We start from the raw sequence: 22,148 nt of genomic DNA, 5'->3' as shown, positions 1-22,148 counted from the left end.
TCCGCACCGAGCATTCTCAATAATGTAGGGTTGACCAAGCGACTGGCCGCCTCGCAGCGGCCCAGTGGCCGCCCTCACACCGCTACTCCCCCCAGGACCGTTGCTTGCTTCGCTACGAAGTAACGCACTGCACGTTCAATATTTCTGGATGGACCGAGACCCATCCGAACAGGAGGAACCCGTGACCGAACTACTGCCCCTGAACCCCGATGAGCTGCTGACGACCACTCGATCCGTTCGGAAGCGCCTCGACGTGACCCGCCCGGTCCCCCTGGATGTTGTCCGTGACGCCCTGGATGTCGCCCTTCAGGCGCCGACCGGCGGCAACGGGCAGAACTGGCACTGGCTCATCGTCACCGACCCGGAGCTGAGGCAGACCATCGGCTCCTACTACCAGCTGGCCTACGAAGCGTGGCAGGCCAGCCCCGGTTATCCGGGCAAGCACCTCGGTGTCGGCCCGGAAAGCGCTGAACGGGAACGTGTGTTCTCCAGTGCCGAGCGCCTGGCCGACATCATCACCGCTGTGCCGGTGCTGGTCATCGGCGCCATCGAAGCCGGCAACCATCTCCCGCCGGTCAACCAGTCCGGTCTGTGGGGGTCCCTGCTGCCGGCTGCCTGGAGTCTCCAACTGGCCCTGCGCGCCAGGGGGCTGGGCAGCGCGTGGACGACGCTGCACCTCAACTTCGAGCAGGAGATCGCCGAACTGCTGGGGATGCCTTCCTACGTGAGGCAGGGCGTCCTGCTCCCCGTCGCCTACACCAAGGGAACCAATTTCAAGCGTGGCCCGCGGCTCCCTGTGGAGACCGTCATGCACGTCAACGGCTGGTGAGCCAGGACCGTCGAATTCAGGACAACCCATCCCTCCGCTTTAGAGACGAGATATTCATGGACATCAGGAACGCAGTGGCTGTCGTGACCGGCGCGAACCGCGGCCTGGGCCGGCACTTCGCTGCCCAGCTTCTCGAGCGCGGCGCCGCGAAGGTGTACGCGGGTGCCCGCAACCCCTCGTCGGTCGACCTGCCCGGGGCCGTACCGCTCGAGCTGGACATCACCGACCCCGACTCCGTGGCGCGAGCGGCCAGGACTGCCGCGGACACGACGCTGCTCATCAACAACGCGGGCATCCTCACGCACGCCGACTTCATCGATGGCGACATGTACGACATTCGCCGGGAGATGGAGACCAACTTCTTCGGCGCCCTCAACGCGACCCGGGCCTTCGCCCCGGTCATCATCGGTAACGGCGGCGGGGCCATGCTCAACGTCCTGTCGATCCTCAGCTGGGTGCACTACCCGAGCTACGGCGCCTACAGCGCCTCCAAGGCCGCGGCGTTGGCCATGACCAACGTGACACGACAGGAACTGGCGCCGTCCGGTATCGACGTCATCGCCCTGCACGTTGGTTACATGGACACCGACATGGTCGACTACGTGCCCGCCTCCGACAAGGTCGACCCTGCGGGCGTGGCGAGTCTCGGCCTCGACGGCATCCAGAACCGTGCGCTCGAAGTGGTGGCCGACGACAAGAGCCGCACGGCGCGCTCCGCGCTTTCCGGCGACCTCGCGAACCTCTACCCCGGTCTGCCCGCGGTGCGCTGACCGCGCAGCAGCATCAGGGGTGAGGCAGGGCTGCGGGGAAGCCGTGTGGTGCCCGGTCTGACCATGAGGGCTGCGGTCGACGACGTGCTTCGCTCACGGCCGCCGCACCAGCCGGAGTACCGCCCGGAGGCGGAGAGCCGGTGAAGATGCCCGGCGCCCGCGCGACCGTCACAGCGGGCGCGTTACAGCGGGCGTTCCCGGTTTCCGGTTTCCGGACGAACCGGCCGCGCACGGCCTCTCCTCCGGGGAACGTTCCGCTCCCACCGCGGCCGGCTTCCCGGCAGCCTTTCTGCTGCCGGGAAGCCGGCGGGCGCCGGCAGGGCGCACTGCCGGGGGCCCTGCCCGGCTTGTGACATCCATCAGCACGGAAAGCAGTTGACAGACGGTTCCGGATGGTGCTCGAGGTCGCCTGAGGCCCGCGCCACGCCGGATGCGGTTCGAGAACCCGTCCGGCCGGACCGCCGTCATCGAGGCGGCCTTGCAGCAGTGACCGCGGCCGTCCCCGGGGCGTGGCACGGTGCAAGGACGCCTGCCGATGACCGGGGTTCGCCGCGCGGAGCGTGGCTTGGCCGACGAAGCGTGGGCGCTACGTGTGGCTGATCCCCAGTCCGCTCGCTCCGGCAGCTTTCTTCCGGGCCCGGTCGTTGCCCGTCACGATTTTGTGTCCGTGGCCGTGGCAACGGGTGTCCCGGCGGTGTGCCTTTTGCGGTAGGCGCGTGAGGTCATCTGGGAGGAACAGCTGGTCGAGCAGTACAGGGCGGAGGAGTTCTTCGTCTTGTCGAGGAATCCCGTGTAGCAGGCGTGGTTGGCGCATGCCTTCAGGCGCTTCCACTCGCTGGTGGAAGCGGTCTGGGCGACCGTGGCGAGCAGCGTGCCGAAAAGGCCGGCGACGCCCGGCTGAGTGGGTGTCCAGCGGCTGGAGTTGACGCTGATCAGCGGGGCGACGGGGTGCAGTGCTGCCGCACGTGCCAGGTAGGTCTCGGCGTGTTCGATTGCCTGCTCGTCGTTTCCGTGGATGCCAGTGTGTGCCAGCAGGAGTACGGCGAATGCTCCGCGGATCTCGCGTGCGGTGGCGACATCGGAGTCCGAGATCAGGGTGGCCGGGTCGAGGAGGTGCGTCCGTGCCGCCCACCCGCGCATGGCGTCGACATCGCGCAGGTGATCCGGCGAGCCCAGCACCGAGCGAGTGTTCACGAATCCCAGGACCAGGTCGACCCCCGCGGGGGGCGCGGGCGTCGAAGAAACCGGCTGAAGATCGTCTCGTCCCATGGTGACACTCTACTCCGTCACTAGTTAAACGATTATGCATGTCACTAATGTATGTCTTGAGAGTTGAAGGTGACATGCGAAGCAGCTAAGCTCATCACCAAGAGCGGGGGCATCCCCGTGTAACGAGAGGCTTGATCATGTCTACTGCGATCTTGGTGGTCATCACCGGCGCGAACGCCTGGACCCTCAACGACGGCAGCAAGCACCCCACCGGCTACTGGGCGAGCGAGTTCATCCACCCGCACCAGGTCTTCACCAAGGCCGGCTTCGATATCACCATCGCCACCCCCGGCGGCGTCGAGCCCACGGTGGACCAGGTCAGCCTGTCGCTGGCGATGAACGGCGACGACCAGGCGTCCATCGATGCCCAGCGTGCTTACCTGGCGGAGCTCGGCGACAAGCTCGCCTCGCCGGTCGTCCTGGAGAAGATCGACCCCGCCGACTTCGACGCCGTCTACGTCGCCGGCGGCCACGGCCCGATGGAGGACCTGAGCGTCCACGACGGCATCGGCCGGGTGGTCACCACCCTCCTCGGTGACCCGAACAAGGTCGTCGGCGCGGTGTGCCACGGCGTCGCCGCCCTCCTGCCCGCGCGGGCCGAGGACGGCTCGTGGCCCTTCGCCGGCCGCAAGCTCACCAGCCTGACCGACGAGGAGGAGAACCTGGTCGGCCTTGCCCCCAAGGCGCCGTGGCTGCTGGAGAGCCGCCTGCGCGCGGCCGGTGGCCAGTTCCAGGGAGGACCGGCCTTCGCCCCTTACGTCGTCGTCGACGGCAACCTCGTCACCGGTCAGAACCCGGCTTCGGCCGGCCCTTCGGCCGAGGCCCTCGTCGAGGTCCTGGCCGGCAAGTAGCCACTGCAGGCGTCCCCAGGCACCCTGCGAGCCGCGGCACGAGCCGCGTCTGCCCGGTGCGGTCAGGTGGGGTCACAGGTCGCCGGCGTGACAGCGAGTGCGGCATTTGTGGATCAGGGAGCTCCCGACGCTTCGAGATCCTCGAGTGTCTCGCTCGCTGTCATCTTCCGCGTCCGGCGAGCCCGTTGCGGCACGCCTCGCTCACGCCCGGGCGGCCGGCAACCGGCCCCGCCGGGGCCGGGCGAGCTCGCCGTCCGGGTTCGGCTGCCTGCCGGGCAGGCCGCGTGTCGCCATCGTCCGGTCGTCCACGGCCCACCCTTGTCCCGGTGCCATCGACTCCTCCGGTGGAATCGGAACCGGAAAACGTCCGGATCAAAGTCCTGGCCGATCCGTGGACAAGACCGGTGCAGGGACGTTGACGCTGTCCCGGATGCGACAGCGGCTCGTGCCTGGATGCCGGCCGAACAGCGGTCGCGGAAGCCGCCATCGACAGCGGGGGTCGTGTTCCGGGGAGGCAACGGCGGGAGCCGGCCGTGAGCTTCGCAGGGGTGATCGCCTGCTCGCCGAGGCTGCGGCGTGACAGGCGAAGGCACCGAGGCCGGTCGCGTCGGAGGACGGTCCGGACGGAGCACCACTGATGAGTTGTCGACGTCGGTGATCGCACCATGCGCGAACAGGGCACGCTCCGCCGGAGGTGCCCGGATCGGTGACCTGCTGCCGGTGACTGACCGACCAGGCCGCCAGGTGAAGGCGCGGCAGCCGGCCACGCCGCTCGCCGCTTCCTGCCACTCCCGCGCCTGGTCCGCGGGGGTGAAGGCCACATGGCCCGCGGCGAGCACCGTGCCGGTGCCGTCGATGAAGGCTGCACTGGCCAGTCGTCGGCGGTCAGCCGAGTGCCGGAGACAGCTGGGACTTTGCGGGGCGGGCCCGGTGCTCGTCTCCCCGCTGCTGGAAGGCCGAGATGGCCAACCGCAGATCATTGCCCACGGGAGCAGTGAGGTGATGGCTGTAACAGGTGCAGCCGCCCGGTTCCGGGTGGGACCGCTTCTCCACGATGCCCTCGTCGGCCGGCATGGCCGGCCGGCCGGCGAACACGTCGGCGGCGATCGCCAGGTTCTGCTGGAAGGCCGCAAGGGCGCTGACGATCGAGGACCGGCATTTGTTCCTGCGGGCGGCTTCGCTACCGATCATGACTCCCCCTTGGCCTGGCCTTTCCCGTCGGGGGACAAACGCAGGAACTCAATGCAACAGGGCCAGCATTGCGTTGATGTCAGCTGCAAGCTGATCCAGGCTGGCCCCTGCCCGGACCCGTACCCGCAGTCCCAACCAGGCATTGAAGACCGTCGCCGTCAGCGTGGCCGTGTCATGGTCGGCGGTGATGGTCCCGTCCCGGCGACCCCGCTCGACGAGGCCCTGGACGAGTTGCCGTCCATGCGCGAAGTGCCGCTCGAGGACGGCAGAGGCTTCCGGATCCGACGTGGCCGCTTCGGTAGAGGTGTTGACAGCCAGGCATCCACGACGAAGCACACTCCCGTCGGCGAGCGAAGTCTCCAGCAGCCAGCGAATGGCCTGCCGCGCGTTCACCGCCTTCTCGGCGATCTCAGCCGTCTGTGCATCCTGCTGGGCCGTGTACATCCGAAGAGCCTGCAAGAAGAGGGCGTGCTTGTCCCCGAAGGTGTCATAAAGGCTTCGGCGGCCGATGCCCATACGCTGCACCAAGTCCTCCATGGAGGTCTTCTCGTAGCCGCGCTCCCAGAACACGTCCACGGCGCGCCTGAGCGCCACCTCCGGTTCGAACTCCTTCGTCCGCGCCATTACCTCTCCTCATCGCGCCGCCCCCGGCGGCAACCTCTGCAGAACGGATAGTACAAAAAAGGCGACTCTGGCTGAGCCGGGGCAGCCGTCCGGCCGGTCACGCGCCACGGGTCGGACCGTCCCGGCCCACGCGCGTTGCACGGCCGCGCAACCCGGTGGCAAGACGCGGGTCAACCTCCGACGCGGCGCCCCCCAGGCCATCGCGCGGGGGCCTCAGCTTGCCCCGTAGCGGCACGTGATCGGCCGAGGGTAGCCCGCACGACGGACACCTCCCGCATGATCGCGTTCAGGCGACATTTCGGCTCCGGGCCCCGGCAACCGGTGGAGGGGGGCCGTCGGCCGCATACCGCGAGGCAGGCACCGCCTCACTACATGCAGCAGAACGTTCGGTACATATAAAACATTCCCGACGGCACTCTGGAGGGAAACTCCCACCTGTCGGTAGGGGCAGTCCCAGCCCGGCATCTGCTCTTCTTTTTGCACTGTACGTTCTCAATAGCGTATTGTTCAAGACTCGCACTCCAGTGTCGGGGCTTTTGATGCGGCAGATGTGCCGGCTCCCCTACCCCGCCGCCTCCATGAGCGGCAGGCCTCATGCCCCGCGTTACTGAACCTCGGTACGCGGCTTCGCGGCCCCGGGGCCGGACGCATCCCGCGCCGATCACTCACACGACTGAACCGAGAGGACAGGTCCATGTCTTCACCCCCGCAGTACCGCTCCGAGGGGGCGCTGCCTCCCTCGTTCCGTGGTGTGCTGGCGATCGCGCTTGGTGCGTTCGCCCTGGTGGTCACCGAGTTCCTGCCCGTCGGGCTGCTGCCCGACATCAGCCGGGACCTGGGGGTCTCCGAAGGCACCACGGGCCTGGTTGTCACCGCCACCGCGCTGCTGGGCGCAGTGGCCGCGCCGACCGCGACCGTGCTGATCCGGCACCTGGACCGGCGAACGGCCCTCCTGGGTCTGACCGGCCTGCTGATCGTCTCAGCGATGCTCTCGGCGCTGGCGCACAGCTTCCTGCTGCTGATCGTCGCCCGGATCATTCTCGGTATTGCGGTGGGCGGTTTCTGGGCCATCTCCATGACGGCGGCCGGCCGGCTCGTGCGTCCGGAGAAGGTGGCAACCGCTTCAGCCACGGTCCTCGGCGGCATCTCCGTCGCCAGTGTCGTCAGCGTCCCGGCCGGCGCCTACCTGGGAGCGCACGCCGACTGGCACATCGCGTTCGCGGCCGCGGCCGTCCTGGGTGCGGTCGTGATGGCGGTGCAGGCCGTCGTGCTCCCCCCGATCCCGATGGATCAGAAGGTCTCGCTGTCCAGCTTTGCCGGGCTGCTCCGGCTGGCGCCCATCCGGATCATCCTGCTCACGGTCGTCCTGTTCGTGGCCGGCCACTTCATCGCGTACACCTACATCACCCCGATGCTCCAGCACGAGTCTGGCTTCGGGCCGACCGCTGCCAGCGCTCTGCTTCTCGGCTACGGCATCGTGACTTGCCTGGGCAACTTCGCCGGCGGCTATCTTGCGGCCCGCGGGCTGTTCCGCACCGTGCTCCTGACCGCCGGACTGTTCGCGGTCTCGCTCCTGCTCATGGCCGCCTTCACCACCACCGCTCCGGTCGCCGTCATCGCCCTGGCAGGATGGGCCCTGGCCTGGGGAATGGCTCCGGTGGCCACGCAGCTATGGCTCTTCAACACCTCACGCCATGCCTCCGAGGCCGCACAGGCGATGAACACCAGCGTCTTCCAGCTCGCCATCGGACTCGGATCGCTCACCGGTGCCGTCATCGTCAACGCCACAGCAGTACACGGCGCATCCTGGGCCGCTACGGCAGTGCTCGCCGTCGCAACGGCAGTGGTACTCCTGGCCAGGAGCCGAACCGCAGGAGCCTCCGGGCAAGAGCCCCCCGCGACGGAAACCGCACCGGAGACGGCCCCATCCGCCGGACAACCCGGACTCGCCGCACGCTGAGCCATCAGCCGTGAATTGGCTTGGACGCCGCAGTTCGAGACGGCGGTCGGCAGACTGCCCGACGAACTCGGTGGTGTGCCGCGGGAGGACGTCGCGATGAACGCCATCGACTCGCGAACACAACTCGCCCGGAGGTTTCCGCCTGCCTGTCGGTTCGCCAGGCGGTCTCCCCGGTCCAAGGACCGCAGCTGCGACCTGCCGATGATGTGCCGGGGGTTGTGAGCCCTCAACGGTTGACCGAGTGCAGTGGGGGCACCGTCCGACGGGCCCCCGGCCGCGGCCGGGGGCCCACCCGGAGGCGGCGCCCGCCCCGCAGCGGTCCCTCGCCGCCCGGGGTGACCGGCCTCAGATCCTCCACTGAGCGGTCTCAAAGAACGTTTCGTCGCGGCGAGGTTGTTTGGTTGCGCTTCATCGGGCCGCGTCGAGAAGGCTGTTGGGGTGAAGGTGTTCCGTGTTCCGGATGGGGCGGATTCCGCGCTTCGGCCAGCCGCCTCTGCTGGTCAACATCGCCGCCTTGTCCGTGCTCGACGAGGCTTGAACGGCACCAGGCCAGTCAGGCGTCCGGGCCGCGGAAGCGGGCCTTGGGCGCTGGCGCGAAGCACCGCCTCAGTGGTCAGGGTGTCCGAGGCGCGCTGATCCTGCCTGACGGCATGAGGGAGTGGGTGGTTCCGTTGCTGCCACCCACTCCCGAGCAGTGCCGCCGCTGTCCCGGCCGACCGGCCCTGGTCGGTGTCACCACATAGCAGGGTGGTGTGCGAACCAGGGGCGGGCACTCTCAAGTTGGGCCGCCAGAGAGATGAGAGTTCCCTCGTCGCCCAGGTCCGCGCCGAGCATGACTCCGATTGGCAGCCCGTCCTGGCGCCAGTGGAGCGGCACATTCATGGCCGGCTGTCCGGTGAGGTTGTAGAGGGGCGTGTACGGCGTGAAGCGGGTCAGGTTCTCCAGTTCGGCCTGGGGGTCGTCGTCGCGGAGGCCCCCGACCGGGACCGGGGGCTGCGCGAGGGTCGGGGAGAGCATCACGTCGTAGGACTGCAGCAGTGCGCCCGAGACGAGCTGCCCCATAGCCCTGAGCACCTGAAGTGCCTCGGCGTACTCCGGCGCGGAGATACCTCCGGCCACTTTCCTCAGGTGCCGGGTCAGCGGCATCAGGTCTGCCTCTGCTCGCTCGTCGACGGGGTGCGCAACGGCCAGCACGGCCCACAGCGTCTGGAAGGCGCGGCGGCCCGATTCGTCGGCGGGCACGTCGAGTTCGTCGACGTGGTGACCCAGCTCCCGCAGCACGGTGATGGCCTCGTGGTGAGCAGCGAGGCAGTCAGGGTGCACGTGCACGCCAGGGATCGGTGGATTCACCAGCGCGACGATCCGCAGTGGTCCCGGGTCCTTCCCGGCGTACGAGAGGAAGGTCGTGCCCTTGGGGAGCGGAGGCGCGGTGTACGGATTGTCGGAGGCCGCCCCGGTCATGACGTCCAGCAGGGCCGCGGCGTCCGCCACCGTCCGTGCGAGGGGCCCGGAGACACTCAGGCCGGCCGCGTCGTACCGCAGGGGCCCTGCGGCGACCCGGCCCCGGCTGGGCTTTATCCCGACCAGGCCACACACGGAAGCCGGGATGCGTATGGAGCCGCCGTCGTCGGTGCCCTGGGCCAGTGGTGCCAGCCCCGCGGCGACCGCAGCGGCGGCGCCGCCGCTGGAACCGCCGGCGGAGAGCGCCAGGTCCCACGGGGTGCGAGCCGGTGGGGCCACCTTGTTCTCCGTGTAGGGGGGAAGGGCGAACTCGGGAGTGTTCGTCTTACCGAGCATGATCGTCCCCGCGTTGCGCAAGTGGCCGACCAGCGGATCGTCCGCATCGGGAACCGAATCGGCGAAGACGGCGCTGCCCCGTGTGGTGCGCACCCCTGCGACCGCGAGGGTGTCCTTCACCGGGACCGGTACCCCGTACAGCGGCGGCAGTGGCCGGTCCTCGCGGTGGGCGGCCTGAAGGCCCTTCTCTGCCTCGACGGCCTGCGCGCGGGCGAGCTCGGGGGTGGGTGTGACGAACGCACCGAGCGTGTCGTTCAGCTGCTCGATGCGGGAGAGGTAGTGCTCGGTCAGCTGGACCGGCGACAGCGAACCCTCGCGGATTGCCGACGCCTGCTCCAATGCAGTCAGATCATGCAATTCACTCATGAAAGGAGCATCTCCTTATGTTGTGGTATTAGGTGTTCGCGTGTCAGTCACCGGGTGGCGAGAGACCGTGTAGGCGGGCTGTCACCGCGGTTTCGGTGCGGTTGCCGGCGCCGCGTCTGGCCAGGAGGCGGGAAACGTGCGTGTTGACTTCGGCGACGTGTAGAGCCCTTACGCAATGCGCCCCGCATGTCCGCGGGCGCTCGGCCCGAGCACCTCGGACTCACGCGACGTCACTCCAAGGGAGGACGGCGCGTGAGCGGGCATGGCGGGCGTTGCCCCTCCCTCCACCGCAGGGGCGGGCAGGGGCGCGGTCGCGCGGATCAGGCGGTTCAACTCCTCGATGTCCGCCAGGAGCAGACCGCACCTCCTCCGGGAGTCGCTGCCGACAAGTACGCAAGGCCTCACATAAGGGGCCGACGAGAGGGTCGTCGCCGCCGACCGGTGCGACGGCCACCTCGGAATCCACCGGCTCGGCCAGCTGCCCTTCCGGTCCACGGAGGCGGCGCTGACAGGCATTCCGGCCGTGGCCAGGACAAGCGTCCGGCCGGGTGGGGGAGTGGCCGGCGCCACCCGGCCCCAGCGAACCCCGCGTCTGCCGACTGGGTGCTCGCTCGCCAAGGAGGGGTACCGATTCGGCAGAAGACAGAGATTTCCTCGTGGCTCGCTCACTTTCTTCTCTGCTAAGGCATGCAAAACGCAACGTTCAGTGAAGATATTGTATCCGTCCATAGTGGGCAGATCGGCAGTATTCCCAGTCTGATAACGACATCTACAGTGGTCCGGCTCCACTAATATTGCACCATACGTTCTCATTGACGTAGGGTCCAGGCGACGCACCCGGACGTCGAGATCGAGGTGCTCTCTGCGCTCGGCCCACAGCGCCCGTGACGAGTTCCCCGGCCGGCCAACGTCCGCCCTCGCACCACACTCCAGGAGAGACATCAATGCACATCCCCGTGGACACTGACACGCAGATCGACTACGAGGTGTTCGGCCCGGACAGTGGCACTCCGCTGCTGATCAGCACGGGTACCGGGCTTTCGTGGGGGATCTGGGGCGAGCTGGCCAAGGTGTTCGCCGCCGACGGGTACCGGGTGATCTGCTACGACCACCGCGGCATCGGCGCCTCGTCACGCGGCACCGCCGAGATCACGACGCGGGCGCTGGCCGCCGACGCCCGCGCGCTCCTCGACGCGCTCGGGGTGGGGCGGGCGCACGTCCTTGGCTGGTCTCTCGGCTCATGCGTCGCCCAGGAGCTGGCACTCGCCCACCCCGAGCGCGTGGCCTCCCTCGTCCTGTGCAACACCTGGCATCGCACCAGCGTCTACCAGCGGGCGCTGTTCACCCCGATCCGACACCTGTGGTCGACGGGGCAGGCGGAGCTGGCCTGGTCGGCCCTGACCGCACTGTGCTTCTCCCCCGAGCTGCTGGACGGGCCCGCCTTCGACGCGACGATGGCCATGGTGGCCCCCGCCCTCCCCTCCACGAGAGCGCACGAGCAGACCGTCGCCGAGCAGTGGAGCGCGGACCTCGCCCACGACTCCGCCGACCGGCTGGCGTCGATCAGCTGCCCCAGCCTCGTCGTGGCCGGAGAGCAGGATCTGGTGACCCCGGCGTGGCAGGGCGAGGCCGTCGCCGATCTGATTCCCGGAGCCGAGACCGCAAAGCTCCGGGGCCCCGGGGCAAGCCACGCCCTCGCATGGGAACGCGCCGACGAATTCGTCCGGACTGTCGGCGGCTTCCTCGCACGACACCGGTAACCCGGCGGCCCGAAACCGGCCAGCAGGCTCGGAAGCGGTCAACACGCGCGGACCGATCAAGCCACCGGCCCGGGCGTGCTGGGCACCTGGACATTGCAGACGCCTGACAGGCATGCGCTGGTAGCCGCACTGTCGGTCAGGTCTTGCGAGCTGGTGCGTGACAGCGGGTGAGGTGTTGTTGCTGACTGATGGCGTGATCCGGATGTGGCAGTCATGGCCAAGCGGTCGGTTCTCGCGCATCAGCTGTTCACCGAGATCTCGCAGCGCCATCTCGCGCGTCTGGCGCAGGAGTTGGCGGTGCCGTGGCGGACCGCCGTCGAGGGTCGCCGCCATGCTGCGCGAGGTGGGTCCGGAAGCGAGTCGAAGGTGCTGGCGCCCGTCACCAGCTGCTCTTCGTGGATCGTCTGGTGGTCACGTTGATTCACTTACGGCACCACCTGCCGCACGCAGTGCCGGGACTGCTTCTCGATGTCGACCGCTCCACGATCACCCGCGCGATCGGCAGATTCTCCCCAGCGGCCCGGGAGAGGCCATGACGCGCGTCCTGGTTGCTTCTGGGTCGCGGGGCACGCGTTCGCCCGGCTGATTGCTCAGAGCCAATCCCGCCGCTTGAAGATGACGTACAAACTGGTGAACACGATCGCCATGAGCAAGACGGCGAAGGGATGTCCGAGCACCCAGTGCAACTCCGGCATCTCCCGGAAGTTCATCCCGTAGATCGTTCCGACCAGCGTCGGGACGAACAGAATGGCTGCCCATGAAGAGATCTTCTTGAAGTTGTCTACCTGGGGGGGCGCTGACCTGCGGCGACATCGCTGAGAACCGCTCTGGCCTGCGCTGATCCGCCTTTCTGAGCCTTTCACGCTCGGGGCCGGTTGGGCAGTCGATTCCCCCCACGCGCTCCCCGGAGTCGTTCGTACTCCCCGGATTCTCCCCGGGGAATGGGCCGGGGCGGGTCGGTGGGGGGTGTGCTGCGGTAGTTGCTCCGGTGGTCGAGTGGGCACGGACAGTTGCCGCTGTGGGTGGAAACGGCAGGCCTGAGCAGCCGCTGCTGCTCATTCCGCGGGCTGCCGTGATCTCGGGATGACACCGGCTCACGGCAGGTATCGCTCGCGGTGCTGTCCTCGCCGTGCCGGGGCGGCGTCCATCGGGGGACGCGTGACACAACCGGACGCACCACTGCCTGCGGGCGGAGCGACGCAGAGATGGGACAACGGACGCGAGCGGCCCGTCCGGCTATGCACTGCATCCCGTGCTCGCAAGCATGCGAGGAGTCGGATTGCGGCGCATGGTGACTCGCGACACCATCGAAAGCAGGCGAGCGGAAGGTGCAAGTCGGGCTGCCGCCGTGCGGCCTCACCCTGACCTCGCCCAGCAGGCCGGCGGCGCCGTTCGCCGGTCTCCCGGGCGCCCACCTACCACGCCCCGCCGCGCCTTCCGCTGCGCCGAAATCGCCGGCGGACTCACATCCGTGCGCGCTGTTGTCGAACTGTTCCGCGTGCGACGGGCCGCCCCTCCGCCGAATCATCGATTGGAGCGAAAGGAAGTCCGAGATGAAGGCGTTCCAAGCAGTGACGCAGGCGGTCGCCGCCGAGGGTTTCGACCATCTTTTCGCAGTCATGGGTGACGCGAACCAGGACCTCATCGTCGACCTTGGTGATCGTCACGGTTTGACGTTCGTCCATGCCCATCACGAGGGAAGCGCGGTGGGCATGGCGGACGGTTACGCGCGGTTCAGCGGCAGACCAGGTCTCGCGACGGTGACCCAGGGGCCCGGCTACACCAACGCGACCACTTCGCTGGTGGCCGCCCGGCTCCATCGGTCCCCCGTACTGTTGCTCGCCGGTCACGCCTCCCTCCACGATCCGTACAACCCGCAGGGCATGGTGGATCAGCAAGCGCTTGCGAAACTCACCACCGAGGCCACCGTCCGGCTGGACTCGCCCCGCAATGTCGACTACTGCCTCGGCGAGACCTTCCGTCAGATCAAAGTCAATAGAGGGCCGTTCGTCCTGAACCTTCCCCAGGACATACAGCAGGCGGACATGCCCGACGCGGAGTGGGAATACACACCCATGCACAAGGAAGGCGCGCTTCAGCCGCCGGACGGTCAGGACATCGCGGAGGCCGTCCGGATCCTCGCGACCGCCGAGCGGCCTGCCGTCCTCTGCGGACTCGGGGCGGTCAACTCGAAGGCCGAGGAAGAGGTTCGCAGACTGGCCGACCTCCTTGGTGCGCCCGTCGCGGTGTCCTTGTACGCGTCGGGATTCTGCGCGGACCACCCCCTGTATCTGGGAGTCAGCGGCGGGCTGGGGTCCGACCTGGCGGTGCAGTCCCTCGCCGACAGCGACGTGCTGGTGGTGGTCGGCGCGAGCCTCAACGAGTGGACCACCCACTTCGGCAAGCTCTTGGAGAATGGCAAGAAGATCATTCAGATCGACACGCGCCCCGACGCCTTCGGGTGGTTCGCCCGTGTCGCGGTCGGTATCACCGCCGACGCGAAAGCAGCCGTGTCGGCCCTGACGGACAGCCTCGGTTCGGCGATGCAGGCCCGTCCGGCCGACGCGGGTCTGCGCCAACGGATTCAGGACAGCAAGCACGAGGTCATCCATTACACGGACGGCGACTCGTCGGATCCTCGCCGGGCCGCCGAGTACCTCGATAATGCGCTGCCGAAGGACGATCGCATCCTGGTGCTGGACGGAGGCCACTGCGCCATGGTCTGCGTGAAGACCCTGACCGTTCCACGCGCCGAGAACTGGGGCCTCGGCTGGGACTTCGGTGCTGTCGGCCAGGGACTGGCTATCGCCATCGGAGCCTGTTTCGCGCGTCCGGGCGAGCGCGTCACGCATGCCACCGGAGACGCGTCGTTCATGATGAACCTCGCCGACTTCCACACGGCCGTCCGCCACCAACTGCCGCTCACCGTAGTTGTCTTCAACGACAACGCGGTTGGCCAGGAGAAGCACGATCTTTTCCACAAGAAGTTGAACACGTCGTACGCCGACACGACTGAGCCCGACTTCGCGAAACTGGCCGTAGGCTTCGGCGCCGAGGGCTTCACCGTAAGCAGCCCCGATGACTTCGGTGAGATCGACAAGGCCTTGGCCGTGCAGGACGGTCCCGTGGTGATTGACGTGCGAATCAACGGTGACGTCGAACTACCGGTCAGCTGGGAGATCGCCATGCACCTCAGCTGAATCTGCTCTCTGTCACCGGTGGGCAGGGCGGTGGCCGAACAGGTGCCATCGTCGGTGATCCCGATTCGAGTCTTCCCGGACGGGTCACCCAGGCTGCACGGCCACGACGTGCGGTGCGGCCGTAACTGGTGAGCAGCAGGCTCAGCCCGACCATGGCAGCCGCCCCCACGACCATGCTGACAAGATCTTCTTGCAGTCGTCTACCTGGTGGCGCTGACCTGCGGTGATGTTGCTGGGAACGTCTCTGGCCTGGGCTGATCCGTCTTTCTGGGCCTTTCACGCTCGTGCCCGGTTACGCAGTCGATTCTCCCCGCGTGCTCCCCAGAGCCGCTCGTACTCCCCAGATTCTCCCCAGAGGGGGCAGGGGGATGATCGTGGCGGCGTGGTGAAGAAGGTCCGCCGACCATGTGCTCCGGTCACACCTCGTGGCCGAGAGTGGCAGGAGAGTCAGTGCTGCGACGGCCGTAGCGACTACACCGGTGCAACGCATAACGGGCGCTCCTTTCAATTGTCCCGAATGCGACCGGTGGACTCGACGAAGTACCCGAGCGTGGGCAGGGAGCGGTGGTTGGGCGTCACTGCGCCCTTGTTCGGAGGCAGGGTGTCCGGGCGGTCTATGTCCGGGCACCCCGCCGGGTCTAGTTGTCAGTTGTCGGGTCCGAGGGTGGTCAGATCAAGGGCGCCGGTGGCTGCGAGGTAGCCGTTGGCGGTGAGGTTGACGTGGTCGCCGGTGTCGTAGTTTTCCGGCGCAGTACCGGCGTCGAGCTTGAGGGGCAGTGGTTCGGTGGTGGAGTTCGGATCGACGGGGATCGCCACGGCCGATTCGGTGTCCGCGTGGGTGACCTTGGGGGTGGTGAAGTCGTCCTGGTCGGTGATCCAGGTGTTGGTGTCGATGCGGTTGGCGTCGATGGCTGTGGTGCAGGGGGCGTAGCCCTGGCACGGTGTGAGGGTGGTGAGGACGACCTTGAAGCCCCAGCCGCGGAGTTGGGCGACGAGTGTGGCGTATGCCTCTTCCACGTTGGTGTCCTCGGTTCCGGCGACGATGTCTTCGAGCCCCTCGTCGACGATCACGGTGGTGACGCCGGGCAGGGTGAGGATGTCGCGGTCGAGGCGGGTGAGGGTGGCCGGTCCTCCGCGGGTCTGTTCGGTGGTGAGGCGGTTGTTCTCGATGCCGGTGGCGACGACGCCGTAGTCGGGTACGCCCTGTTCGTTCGTCTGGAGCGCGGTGGCGAGGTCGTCGGAGAGGCGGGGTGTGGTGAGGCCGGGGGTGGTGGCGTCGACGAACGGGTCCACAAGTTGGTCGCCGAGGACGGCCACGGTAGGCCGGCTGTCGCTGGTGGTGACGTCGATGCCGGTGAGGATGTTGGTGAAGTAGCCCGAAAAGACTCCGGTGCCGGTGAACGCGGTGCCGGTGGTGTCCGCTGTGTGGTCGCCGGAGCCGACGGCGCTCACGTACTGGGTGGCGGCGCTCGCCCAGCTGTGCTGGACGAGGTAGGGGGAATCGTTGACCAGATGGAGGCTGATCATGAGGCGCTTACCGGGAGTTGCGGCATAGGCGGATGGGTCGGTGTAGATCTCTCCGCCGATTGGAATGGTGACGGACTTGCTGCCGCCGTTGAAGGTCAGGTCGGCGGGCTTGGCGGTCGGGACGGCGTCGGAGAGCTGGGTCGCCAGGGTGGCGTGATCGATCGTCAGAGGGGTGCGGCCGAGGGCGTTGGAGAGCCTCAGACGGACGCCGGAGCCCGCCACGCTGGGGTCGGCGGCGATGCGGAAGGTCTGGTCTTTGTAGTCGGTGCTTTCGTAGTTGAAGGCGCCCTCGTTCGGGCTGCTCCAGGCACCTGTCCAGGCGGGCGAAGCAATCGTCCACCTCGATCGGCAAGCGGGTCATGCCTCGATTACTGTGCGGCACGGTGAGGATGTTTTGCACAGCGAGCAGGCGGGCGTACCCGGCACACGCGCAGTTGCTCAGGAGTTTGAGGGAGACCTCTCCAGCTTCAGGGTCGATGTTCGTATCCCTCTGCCGAACGCCAGCCGCGCAAGGTCATATCAGGATGTAACTCTTGGACGGGATTTGGGCGCCTATGATGAAACGACCAGGAGCTGTATCACTTATTGCGCCGAAGTGCTGAGGGCGGGCGGAGCTGAAGACGTCCCGATCGAAGAGGGGAGCATGGCCGTGACTAGGTGGCTATTGCAAAAACATGGATAGACATTCTGACAGGATTGAAAATCGCGAGGAGAGTTAATGTCCCTTCCAGATGATTGGGCATGGTTGGAAGATATGCATCCATCGTGGTCTCCACCTGCCGAACTATCGGGGCCCACTGGAATGATCAAGGTTGATCTACCGATCCGAATGTTGTCAAGTAATACGGTCGGAAATGACCTTATCGACCTGATTGGGCAACTCCTGAGCGAATGCGCTCGATTTAGTATCTGGTTTGGCTCTGAGGGCAAGAGGAGGGCCACCTCCGAAAGAGAGCTGGCGGAACTGTCCTGTACCACGAATAATCAACTTCGGAATGTGTATGAGTCCTGGGTCTCGTATTCAGATGCATACCGGATATCCGAGGGGAAGGTGGGGGAGTTCGATGCCGAGGAACGTGCGCTAAAGCGCTCCGTGCTTGATGCGATCAGCAACATAAGCATGGCGCGCAGGCGTTTCGATGGCATGGGCTGACTTGGCCTTGGGTAGCGGAACGGTCGGCGAGCGAGTCGATTTGTGGCCCTGCAACGGTCACGCGAAAGTTCACGTTGGCGAATATATTGCCCAACTGTGCGTCCGATATGGGATGCCATGTCCATACCTGACGGCAGTAGCGGACGGCAACGGCTGTGAACGCCAAGGGAGTTCGCGGCCGTTGCCGTTGTGTCAGGGGCGGTCGAGAGCCTTGCCGGGCCACTGACCCGCCGTGCCGGGCGGGCACGGCGGGTTCGACAGGGTGAGCTGTTCAGAGTTTCTTTACTTGATGCTGAGTTCTTGTCCACCCTCACCGGGTGCCGTTTGCTGCCCAGCCCGGTACTCACCGAGGTCTGCTGGATCTTCGAGGACTGGCCGGACATTGAGGCGGCCTTCCTGAAATCGGTCGCACGAGGCCGGTTTGAGCTCGTTCACTTGACGACCGCAGACATCGAGCGCATGAGCGAACTGGTGGTTCAGTACGCCGGTTTCCCGCTCGGCGTGACCGACGCCTCCGTGCTCGCCATCGCCGAACGTTACGGCGTGGACCGCATCGCCACCCTCGACCACCGGCACTTCCGCGCGATCTAGCCGCAGCATGTAACCGCGCTGAATCTCCTGCCGGAATAGCTACAGCAGCCGGAAGGAATTGACGGCAACAACCACGAATTCCAGCGCACAAGCACGAACACCAATTTGCTGTCAACTCCCGCGCTGACCAGCAAAGTTGCAGCTGACGGGCCCCTGCCCTCCACACGTACTATGTGCTGGCAGGGGCCACGCCGGTCCTCGTACATAACTGTCCTTCAGGTGGCGATGATGCCCCTGAAGAGATGATTCGGATGCGGCATTACATGAATGCGCGGGGCAAGGCGGGTATCGTCCAGAGCAAGGTCATCAGGGCGAGTGATCAAAACAAGGTATTCCTCGTTCCGGTCAAGGGGAAGCCGATGAGCCCTCGTGACGCCGAGGCCACACTGGGGATTGGGCGCGGCAGAGGAAATCATGTGCTCGAATTCGATGTTCCGGCTGGTCGAGTCCGGTCGAGATTCAATTCGACAATGGGCATCACCGAATGGGTTGCAGATGGCGACCTCCCGGTCGAAAATATTCGAGTGAAGAGGTGAAAGACGTGACTCAGGGCATCCCGGTGGAAATGGCGGGATTTACCGATTTGTTCCGAGATCTAGAGGAGTATGTGGTGTCTCTGGATCGGGTGTTGTCACGTATCGGGGCGGGGGCGGATCCCCGCTTGCTGCTTGACTATGTTGTGGAGCATGAGATCCCTTCGAGACTGGCTCGCGCTCGCGAATTCGTGGGCGACTCCCTGGAACGGGTCATTGGAGCGGAGGCTCTGGAGAAAATCGCCGAACAGGTCGAGGGGTATAGGGATCGCAACTGACGGGGTGGCCCCCTGCGGCTTCGATCGGAGTGAGTCATGCACATTGGGACAGTCGAACTCCTGCTCAGTCATTCGCTCGTGATGATCGGAGCGTCGGGAGAGGTGGAAGATTTTGTCGAGACTCCATTGTACGGGCCGATGACGCCAGGGGCTTCACATCTTGCCGTCCCGGCATCCGCGCAGATTTCCACGGTCCGGGTTCGATTGTGGAACGGTCCGCATCCGGACGTCGGGACGGTGGTGTTCGACTCCTCCTTGGAGCTGCCTGACGGTTCCCTCGCGATCTTTGATGTGGACCGAGTGGTTCGTTTCGTGAGGCGTGTGGGGAAGCCGGGGCCACAACAGGTGACCATTCGGGTGGACGACCTGAAGCGGGCCTCAAGAGTCGACGTGGTGGTGAATCGCGGCCCTGGCAAGGCGAGTCTCCAGAGAATTCCGGGATACGCCCTCCCCGGAGTGGATGGCGTGCTGGCAGATCGCGGTCTCCCTTCGGCCGACTCCCTCGCCCTGATTCTTTCTGAAACGAGTATTCCGAGAGTTCGCTTGGCTACGGCGCTCCATTTGGTTGCGTCCGAGTGGTGGGATGATATCCAAAGTAACCGAACGCGGTTGAACTCGTATCGCACTCGGCGAATTGTGGAATGGCTTAGGGGGGTTTATCCGGAAGTTCGTTCTGGATTCTGGGGAGAGATTGCGGCTCTGATTGGAAAAGAAATCTCGTACGCGGATGAGAATGATGACGAGTCCGTGGCGGTTTCTGTTGCCGAGTTGGTCGTCCGTAGGATCGAGGAGTCTTATCAGTCGTTCCTCGAATCGGAGCGCTGACCGTGACTTGTTATACCGCCCATCCGGGGAGGATCCATCGAAGGCGACAGGCCGGGTCCGGATGAACCGACGTCCGGGCTGGGGTAGTGGCCGGCTCGGTGTTGTTGGCTGCAGGATGCGGAGGGCAGGGTTCCTCCTCCAGGGTGGCCGGGCCTTCCGCGAAGGCGAGTGGTACGACCGCTGCTGCGGACGGGGGGTCTGGTGCAAAGCTGGCGGCGTTGACACGCGCGCAGTTGGATAGCGCGGTCATCGCCGATGGAGATGTGGCCGGGTGGAAGGTGGCTGTTCCGAAGTCGGCGTCCGGGCCTGTCGGTGGGGCGCGGATGGTGGCCGACAAGGCCGCCTGTCAGCCCGTTGCCGACGCGTTGAGCGAGACCGGGGCGGTCAAGCCGGTGGCCTCGGTGGAGCGCAGCGCTGTGGCGGAGGACCGGTCCGGGGTCATGGTGCGGGTACGGCTGGCCTCGTACGCCGGCGGGGGAGCCGTCAAGGTCATGGCCGACCTGGCGACCGCGGCCCAGGGCTGCAAGGGTTTCGACGGGACGGGCGGTGACGGCAGGCAGCACGTCGGGGTGGCTCAGTACGGCGTCTATCTGAGTGCCTAGTACTCCAGCCGTAGATCGTGATCTTCACGCTCGGGCGGTTTGTCGCCGGTAGCGGCTGGCCTGGGATCGGGCCTGGTGGCGGCGTCGCCAGTCGGACCAGCCGAGCCGGTGGGCGAGGCCTTGGACAGGTCGGATGACGAGCGTAATGAACAGGCGCTGGATCTCGTTGCAGGTGAGCGGTATGAGGTCGTCGGGGGCGGGGTGGCGGGTGTGTTCGTCGGCACGGACGACGGCGAGGAAGGCCTGCGCGAGCATGGCCAGGGTGACCCAGCGGGACCACGATCTATAGCGGCGGACCTGGTGTTCGGCCAGGGCGGCCAGACCCTTGCCGGCCTGGAAGAACTCCTCCACTCGCCATCTTGATCCAGCGACGCGCACCAGCGTGGTCAGCGGCACCGATGTCGGCGAGTAGCAACGGTAGTAGGCGTGTTCGCCGGTGCTGCGGTTACGGCGAATCAGCAACTGGCAGCTGCGGGTGTCGGCGAGGTCGATGACCGCCCAGTCGTAGAAGCGGTGGCCCTTGGCGCCGGCCCCGGCGGAGAGCTTCTGCCAGGCCCGTTTGGGCACCTTCTTGGCCAGGGTGTCCGCGCGGAACTTCCCGGCCTGCGTGACGGCTTCGTGTGAGCAGGCCACCGCGAGGACGTAGCCAATGCCGCGTTCCTCCAGGGCGCCTCGCAGCTTCGGGTTGCCGCCGTACACCTCGTCGCCCGCGACCCAGGCGGCCCGGCGGCCGGCATCCAGGAACCGGGCGACCATGTGAGCGGCCAGTTCCGGCTTGGTGGCGAAGGCAGCGTCCTCGCCGAGCCCGGCGGCGCGGCAGCGGTCGGGGGCGGAGGTCCAGGAGCGCGGGACGTACAGTTCCCGGTCCACCGCGGCATGCCCACGCTGACCTGCGTAGACCAGGTAAACGGCAACTTGGGCGTTCTCGATTCTGCCTGCAGTGCCGGTGTACTGACGCTGGACGCCGACCGTGTCGGTGCCCTTTTTCACGTCTCCGGTCTCGTCGACCACGAGGATTGCCTGGTCGTCGTGCAGATGCTCCACCACGTAGTCGCGCACGTCGTCACGGATCGCGTCGGCGTCCCACTTGGCCCGCCCGAGGAGGTGCTGCATGCCGTCCGGGGTGGCCTCCCCAGCCCATTCGGCGATGGTCCAGCAGTTCTTGCGCGGCAGGTCCGACAGGAGCCCGAGTACTAATCGTCGGGCCCGACGTCGGGGCTCGACCCGCTTGAACCGGCCGGCGATCCGACCCATCAGGTCCTCGAAGGACTCCTGCCAAAGCGCGGGGTCTGCGCTGGCGTCCGAGGCTGGCGCTTGATCATTGATTGTCCACACAACAGGAAATGATCAAGCGCCGCCTCGTCCTCGTGCGCGCCATCGGACCCAGTAGTCGACCCCATCTACCCGGTAGCGGTCCCCGCCGTCGAACCGCCACTCGGCAACCAGCAACTTCGCCTCTGCAGGCGCTTGGCGGTGCGGGGTGAGCATTGCCGTCAGCTCGTCATACCGGGCGTTGATACCTCCATGACCAGGATGACGATCGATCCCGGCAGTTCTTGCGTCGTAGCACTGGTTCCACCCGATGAAGATCGTCCACTGTTCGCGCTCCAGCGCGACCAGGGCCCCGTCCACCGGCCATACAAAGTACTCGTCCGGAGCAACGGAGAAGTCGACATCGTGGCACTGGAAGTAGTGGGGTACTCCATCGATGTCGACAAGCCCAGCGCGGGGGCCGTCGTACCAGTCCAACTCGGCGTATATATGCTCGAATCCGTCAGCGACCAGCTGCCGTTCGTCCCAGATCTCAGCCACGTGCGCAGGCTACCGGCGACTGACCTCCGCTTACGTGATCACGATCTACAGCTGGAGTACTAGGTGTATTGATCACGAGCGTTGTTAACGCGGGTCGGCCTTGATCGTGGCGAAGGGCCCCCGTGTGTGGTGGAGGTGTCGAATCTTCACCGCACGGAGGCCTTCGTGTCCCACCGTAATGCCCGGCTGACCGTTCACGGCAGGCGCCTG

At 66.5% G+C, this 22,148-nt stretch carries 18 protein-coding genes and 2 pseudogenes; 12 read left to right on the top strand and 8 right to left on the bottom strand.

All coding sequences use genetic code 11. The annotated features are described in order from the left end of the window. The first annotated feature begins 181 nt into the window (after positions 1-181). Positions 182-829 carry a nitroreductase family protein gene (locus tag AB0472_RS44295; protein WP_366365212.1) on the top strand — a complete coding sequence of 216 codons (648 nt, stop codon included), beginning with the start codon at positions 182-184 and terminating at the stop codon, positions 827-829. A 56-nt stretch (positions 830-885) separates the two neighbouring features. Next, positions 886-1,599 carry an SDR family oxidoreductase gene (locus AB0472_RS44290; protein WP_366365228.1) on the top strand — a complete coding sequence of 238 codons (714 nt, stop codon included), beginning with the start codon at positions 886-888 and terminating at the stop codon, positions 1,597-1,599. Positions 1,600-2,250: 651 nt separating this feature from the next. On the opposite strand, the gene AB0472_RS44285 is transcribed toward AB0472_RS44290, so the two are convergent. Then, entirely contained in the window at positions 2,251-2,868 is a 618-nt protein-coding gene (locus AB0472_RS44285; protein ID WP_366365211.1) for a CGNR zinc finger domain-containing protein, read from the bottom strand. Positions 2,869-3,005: 137 nt separating this feature from the next. On the opposite strand from AB0472_RS44285, the gene AB0472_RS44280 reads away from it, so the two are divergent. Next, positions 3,006-3,719, top strand: a complete 714-nt coding sequence (locus AB0472_RS44280) for a type 1 glutamine amidotransferase domain-containing protein (RefSeq protein WP_366365209.1) — start codon at positions 3,006-3,008, stop codon at positions 3,717-3,719. An 885-nt stretch (positions 3,720-4,604) separates the two neighbouring features. Here the strand turns inward: AB0472_RS44280 and AB0472_RS44275 are convergent. Together AB0472_RS44275 and AB0472_RS44270 are read right to left on the bottom strand one after the other, a co-directional pair. Further along, the gene (locus AB0472_RS44275; protein WP_366365207.1) at positions 4,605-4,910 is read right to left on the bottom strand and encodes a hypothetical protein; all 306 of its coding nucleotides are present in this window, start codon (positions 4,908-4,910) and stop codon (positions 4,605-4,607) included. Between the two features lie 48 nt (positions 4,911-4,958). Then, complete coding sequence (locus tag AB0472_RS44270) at positions 4,959-5,534, bottom strand: TetR family transcriptional regulator (protein WP_366365205.1); 576 nt, start codon at positions 5,532-5,534, stop codon at positions 4,959-4,961. A gap of 751 nt (positions 5,535-6,285) precedes the next feature. Between AB0472_RS44270 and AB0472_RS44265 the strand changes: the two genes are divergently transcribed. Continuing rightward, positions 6,286-7,494 (top strand): MFS transporter, encoded by a 1,209-nt coding sequence (locus tag AB0472_RS44265; RefSeq protein WP_366365204.1) that lies wholly within the window; start codon positions 6,286-6,288, stop codon positions 7,492-7,494. A 732-nt stretch (positions 7,495-8,226) separates the two neighbouring features. Here AB0472_RS44265 and AB0472_RS44260 read toward each other — a convergent pair. Further along, the gene (locus tag AB0472_RS44260; protein ID WP_366365202.1) at positions 8,227-9,657 is read right to left on the bottom strand and encodes an amidase; all 1,431 of its coding nucleotides are present in this window, start codon (positions 9,655-9,657) and stop codon (positions 8,227-8,229) included. 956 nt (positions 9,658-10,613) lie between these two features. Between AB0472_RS44260 and AB0472_RS44255 the strand changes: the two genes are divergently transcribed. Next, entirely contained in the window at positions 10,614-11,417 is an 804-nt protein-coding gene (locus AB0472_RS44255) for an alpha/beta hydrolase (RefSeq protein WP_366365201.1), read from the top strand. A gap of 213 nt (positions 11,418-11,630) precedes the next feature. Then, positions 11,631-11,920 (top strand): annotated as a pseudogene (locus tag AB0472_RS44250) (transposase family protein); the annotation flags it as partial. An 87-nt stretch (positions 11,921-12,007) separates the two neighbouring features. Here the strand turns inward: AB0472_RS44250 and AB0472_RS44245 are convergent. Then, positions 12,008-12,190 (bottom strand): annotated as a pseudogene (locus AB0472_RS44245) (CorA family divalent cation transporter); the annotation flags it as partial. 780 nt (positions 12,191-12,970) lie between these two features. On the opposite strand from AB0472_RS44245, the gene AB0472_RS44240 reads away from it, so the two are divergent. Then, a complete protein-coding gene (locus tag AB0472_RS44240; RefSeq protein WP_366365200.1) occupies positions 12,971-14,617 on the top strand; it encodes a thiamine pyrophosphate-binding protein in 1,647 nt (548 codons plus the stop codon). Between the two features lie 645 nt (positions 14,618-15,262). Here the strand turns inward: AB0472_RS44240 and AB0472_RS44235 are convergent. Continuing rightward, the gene (locus tag AB0472_RS44235; RefSeq protein WP_366365198.1) at positions 15,263-16,366 is read right to left on the bottom strand and encodes a hypothetical protein; all 1,104 of its coding nucleotides are present in this window, start codon (positions 16,364-16,366) and stop codon (positions 15,263-15,265) included. Between the two features lie 1,231 nt (positions 16,367-17,597). On the opposite strand from AB0472_RS44235, the gene AB0472_RS44230 reads away from it, so the two are divergent. The 5 genes from AB0472_RS44230 (at position 17,598) to AB0472_RS44210 (ending at position 20,126) form a co-directional block, all read left to right on the top strand. After that, the gene (locus tag AB0472_RS44230) at positions 17,598-17,888 is read left to right on the top strand and encodes a PIN domain-containing protein (protein WP_366365196.1); all 291 of its coding nucleotides are present in this window, start codon (positions 17,598-17,600) and stop codon (positions 17,886-17,888) included. A gap of 251 nt (positions 17,889-18,139) precedes the next feature. Next, positions 18,140-18,424, top strand: coding sequence for an HYD1 signature containing ADP-ribosyltransferase family protein (locus AB0472_RS44225; protein ID WP_366365194.1), 285 nt, complete (start codon positions 18,140-18,142; stop codon positions 18,422-18,424). Between the two features lie 5 nt (positions 18,425-18,429). Then, positions 18,430-18,699, top strand: a complete 270-nt coding sequence (locus AB0472_RS44220; RefSeq protein ID WP_366365192.1) for a hypothetical protein — start codon at positions 18,430-18,432, stop codon at positions 18,697-18,699. A 36-nt stretch (positions 18,700-18,735) separates the two neighbouring features. Next, entirely contained in the window at positions 18,736-19,524 is a 789-nt protein-coding gene (locus tag AB0472_RS44215; protein WP_366365190.1) for a hypothetical protein, read from the top strand. A 323-nt stretch (positions 19,525-19,847) separates the two neighbouring features. Continuing rightward, on the top strand, positions 19,848-20,126 hold the full coding sequence (locus AB0472_RS44210) for a hypothetical protein (RefSeq protein WP_366365188.1): 279 nt from the start codon (positions 19,848-19,850) through the stop codon (positions 20,124-20,126). Positions 20,127-20,150: 24 nt separating this feature from the next. On the opposite strand, the gene AB0472_RS44205 is transcribed toward AB0472_RS44210, so the two are convergent. Further along, positions 20,151-21,380 carry an IS701 family transposase gene (locus tag AB0472_RS44205; RefSeq protein ID WP_366365187.1) on the bottom strand — a complete coding sequence of 410 codons (1,230 nt, stop codon included), beginning with the start codon at positions 21,378-21,380 and terminating at the stop codon, positions 20,151-20,153. Between the two features lie 93 nt (positions 21,381-21,473). Continuing rightward, a complete protein-coding gene (locus AB0472_RS44200; protein ID WP_366365185.1) occupies positions 21,474-21,938 on the bottom strand; it encodes a hypothetical protein in 465 nt (154 codons plus the stop codon). Positions 21,939-22,148 lie beyond the last annotated feature (210 nt).

Source organism: Streptomyces sp. NPDC086777 (assembly GCF_040702065.1).
Classification (GTDB): domain Bacteria; phylum Actinomycetota; class Actinomycetes; order Streptomycetales; family Streptomycetaceae; genus Streptomyces.
This window is presented reverse-complemented; position numbering and strand designations above follow the sequence as displayed.